Origin of the sequence: Moorena sp. SIO4A1, from assembly GCF_010672065.1 — a bacterium.
Classification (GTDB): domain Bacteria; phylum Cyanobacteriota; class Cyanobacteriia; order Cyanobacteriales; family Coleofasciculaceae; genus Moorena.
Genome location: NZ_JAAHHX010000070.1, coordinates 29054 through 32595 on the forward strand (window position 1 = coordinate 29054; position 3542 = coordinate 32595).

Here is a 3542-nt window from a genome sequence, read left to right on the forward strand (position 1 = left end):
TGCCCGCACCGCCATCTAAAAGATCACCTATTAGATCAACAGTTCCTAGAGTATCGGAGTCCAGGGAATCATTACCACTACCGCCAATCAAGGTATCTGCTCCCCCTTGACCTTGAATAGTGTCATTGCCAGGTCCACCAATCAATATATCATTGCCAGGACCGCCGGATTTTACTACCATTGTTTTCTTCTTAGAGTTTAGAGTTAAATTTTTAATTTAGCTAGGAGTGGTTCTGCTTTATGACTTACAGAACCCTATAATCAGTTTTGCGATTAAGAGCATCAAGGCTTTTTGACTGCCCTCACTATATTAATCACTCCAAAAATCCAATTTTTCTACAGTTTTATATAAAGTTTTGTAACGAATTGTAAATATAAAGTTTTGTAACGAATTGCAGAAAACTTGGAAATTACCCTGATAGCTAATTACACAAGCATTCTTAATCGGTGGTCATGAACAAGCAAATTCAACAGCTGGTGCTGAAACTACAACACTATCCTCGGGACAATCAACAGCGGAACCAGACTTTGGCAGAAGTGGTTGAGCAAATTTTGCGTACCCGTAAAGTGTGTCGCCCACGGCCAGGTCACCCTCTATATGGCATCTATCTAGAGATCTATCAGACCGTACAGCAGCAGCTCAACCATGAAATCGAGGAGGATATTGATAGCCCATATCTACACCCATATCTACAAATGACTTCTGATCAGGAGTGGGGGTCTTGGCGGGATAGTCTTTTTAAGAAGGTACTCGACGAGGGTCGCCTTCAGCAGCTAGCCCTAGAAGCACAACGGCACCAACCTCATACCCCAGAGCGATTTTATGCCTTAACGGAATTGCTAAATGCCATTAAGCTTTCTGGCAAGCTTTGCCATCGAGGCCAATTTTCCTCTGAGGTCTATGATGATGCTGTGAATCGGACATTGTATTATGTCTATCAAAACCTCAATCACTACAATCGAGAAAAAGGAAAATTTATAGCCTGGGTCAATTATCGCTTTGATAAGATGTTACAAAAAGCCCAACAAGACCTCAATGACCCATTTATCCAAGCTCAATCTGGCAAAATTGTCAGAATCAAATATCAGTTGAGTGCTCTGATTAAAGGCACCAAACTAGAGCATGTAATTTTTTGGATAACACTCAGCATCAAAGGATTAATTATAGACAAAACCCAGGTCAGTAAGGTTACTAAAATTCTGATAGTATTATTGTTGTTGTCCCAGTTAATCGCCAAAGACCGGACAAAGGGAGATTCATTAGTGTTTGAGATGGCTAAAGCCTCTCTGCCTTTTTCCGCAAACTTGTCTGAGCTCAGTGGGGAATCGATACCCCTAGAGACTGTGCCACAACCGGAAACAGAACTGACGTTGTATGACCTGGTCAGACACTATTTTACAGAAGACCCGGAAAACCTCTTACAGAAACATATCAAAAACCATCCTTCCGCCACCTTGCAAGTCATAGGCTTAGCGTACCTAGACGGAAAAAAATGGCAAGAGATATCGGACTCTTTAGAAATTAAAATTTCATCCCTGAATAACTTCTTTCAACGTAATCTCAGGAAATTAGCCCCGGAAATCAAAAGATATATAGAAGAAGAAATGGGCTGAAAATGGTATAAACAAATACAGGCTTGCCCAAATCCGTGCTTAATCTGCTCAATACATAAACTTAGATCACCTGTAGGGGTTAAAGGGAATTATTCCTCTACCTATAGGATGATACCTATTATAGTGGATAATTTATTGGTAAGGCTAAACTAGAGGCATTGCTCAGTCACACCAGCCTGTCAAATTATCATCACACTACTTATGGTCACACTAGCAGAAGCAGCCCATCACCTAGCAGAAAAGCTTTGCCAACAGCAATCTAATCTGGAAAAAGCCGAACAGGTTTATCTCAATACCTTGGCGGTGTATGCAGTGAATCAGTACTTACAGGGTCTAGGATTTGAAACTGACTTAGAGTCTAGTGATAACCACAATTCCATCATGCAGACATTCCTAGATGTGGCTGATTTAGTGATTAAAAATTACGGCAAGCTCGAATGTAAACCAGTCTCACCAGATGCCGAGTTTGTTTACGTCCCAGAAGAGGTTTGGCAAGATAGAATTGGTTATATAGCAGTGCAACTGAATGACTCCTTGACAGAAGCAAAACTGCTGGGATTTGTGGAAAATGTCGCAACTAATAAATTACCGTTAAAGCAGTTGCAGCCGATGGCATATTTTCCAGGATACCTTCAGAATTTACCCATAAAATCAACCGATAGTCGAGAGATTGCATGTTGAAGGTTGTCTGTCAGAATTGAGAATGTAGAATTGAGAATGTAGAATGTAGAATGTAGAATGTAGAATGTAGAATGTAGAATGTAGAATGTAGAATGTAGAATGTAGAATGTAGAATGTAGAATGTAGAATGTAGAATGTAGAATGTAGAATGTAGAATTGAGAATTGAGAATTGAGAATTGAGAATTGAGAATTGAGAATTGAGAATTGAGAATTGAGAATTGAGAATTGAGAATTGAGAATTGAGAATTGAGAATTGAGAATTGAGAATTGAGAATTGAGAATTCTACATTCTTAATTCTACATTCTTAATTCAAAAATGTTGTTCGCCAAAGGCGTTCCCGAAGGGTAGGTTGTTTGGTTGTTCGCGTAGCGTGGCCTTTTGACCAAGGTTGTTTAGTTGTTCGCCCTTGGGGTTGGAGTAGGGTAGGTTAAAGGTTCAGAAGATAACCTATAACGATAGTGGACAGTCGAAAAGATGTCAACCCCTGGTGCAACAAGGTCGTGCATGTTGCTGTCATCACCACCGCCATGGGAGAAGTGAGCAATTGTGCGATCGCTTTCTATGGCTCCTACTGAGAAACCCTATTCCATGGCATAACTAGCAGAATTAGCAGGGGAAAACTCTCCACTATTGCCAGCCGCACTAACCTTAATCAGCAAGTCAGCTAATCGCGTTAGTAGGCACTGCCCACCCTAGGATTCTGGCAAAAAATAAAGTTTTGTAAATTAACCCATAAAAATGTGAGCTCAGCTAGATATAGCAGTCGCCAGGGCAGGCGCGGACATGACAAAAGTCTCAAACCTAAGTAAGCGCAAGAGTTTGACTTCTGACTTCTGACTTCTGACTTCTGACTTCTGCTATAAGTAACCAGGTCAGTGTTTCTAATTGATAGCCATGGAAGAGCAAATTAGGCAGCTGGTATGCCAAGTGCAAAGGTACCCACGGGATACTCAAGAGCGGCAGCAAGCTTTAGGAAAACTGGTTAAGCAAATTTTGCGATGCTCCTAGGTCGCCGCTTCGCGATCGCGTAAAATTTGCCGCCCATCCTTTGGTCAACCTCTATCTGGTATTTATCGAGATATTTTGGAGACAGTGCAGAAACAGCTAATATCATGTCAGGATAAGGGCGACCGATGAAAGACGCTCAAGGAAGTGGAGATTCCGAAATCTCCCAATGTAGCTAGGGTTCAAGCTACGTCCCCACCCGAAGGAGCACTTCGAGATGGATATGGCGGTTTCGACTAC

The 3542-nt window shown here is 41.5% G+C and carries 3 protein-coding genes and 1 pseudogene; 2 read left to right on the top strand and 2 right to left on the bottom strand.

Features of this window, described 5'->3' with window-relative positions:
- Positions 1-181: pseudogene (locus tag F6K53_RS29665) on the bottom strand (calcium-binding protein); the annotation flags it as partial.
- 272 nt (positions 182-453) lie between these two features.
- Between F6K53_RS29665 and F6K53_RS29670 the strand changes: the two are divergent.
- Both F6K53_RS29670 and F6K53_RS29675 read left to right on the top strand, forming a co-directional pair.
- Positions 454-1614 carry a hypothetical protein gene (locus F6K53_RS29670; protein ID WP_293028981.1) on the top strand — a complete coding sequence of 387 codons (1161 nt, stop codon included), beginning with the start codon at positions 454-456 and terminating at the stop codon, positions 1612-1614.
- A 201-nt stretch (positions 1615-1815) separates the two neighbouring features.
- Positions 1816-2295, top strand: a complete 480-nt coding sequence (locus tag F6K53_RS29675) for a DUF1822 family protein (protein WP_293028978.1) — start codon at positions 1816-1818, stop codon at positions 2293-2295.
- A 984-nt stretch (positions 2296-3279) separates the two neighbouring features.
- On the opposite strand, the gene F6K53_RS29680 is transcribed toward F6K53_RS29675, so the two are convergent.
- Positions 3280-3411: a hypothetical protein gene (locus tag F6K53_RS29680; protein WP_293028975.1), complete on the bottom strand. Its 132-nt coding sequence runs from the start codon at positions 3409-3411 to the stop codon at positions 3280-3282.
- Positions 3412-3542 lie beyond the last annotated feature (131 nt).

Excerpts from the sequence above, each read along its gene's own strand:
- F6K53_RS29670 (WP_293028981.1), top strand. The coding sequence starts at position 454 with ATGAACAAGCAAATTCAACAGCTGGTGCTGAAACTACAACACTATCCT.
- F6K53_RS29675 (WP_293028978.1), top strand. The coding sequence starts at position 1,816 with ATGGTCACACTAGCAGAAGCAGCCCATCACCTAGCAGAAAAGCTTTGC.
- F6K53_RS29680 (WP_293028975.1), bottom strand. The coding sequence starts at position 3,411 with ATGATATTAGCTGTTTCTGCACTGTCTCCAAAATATCTCGATAAATAC.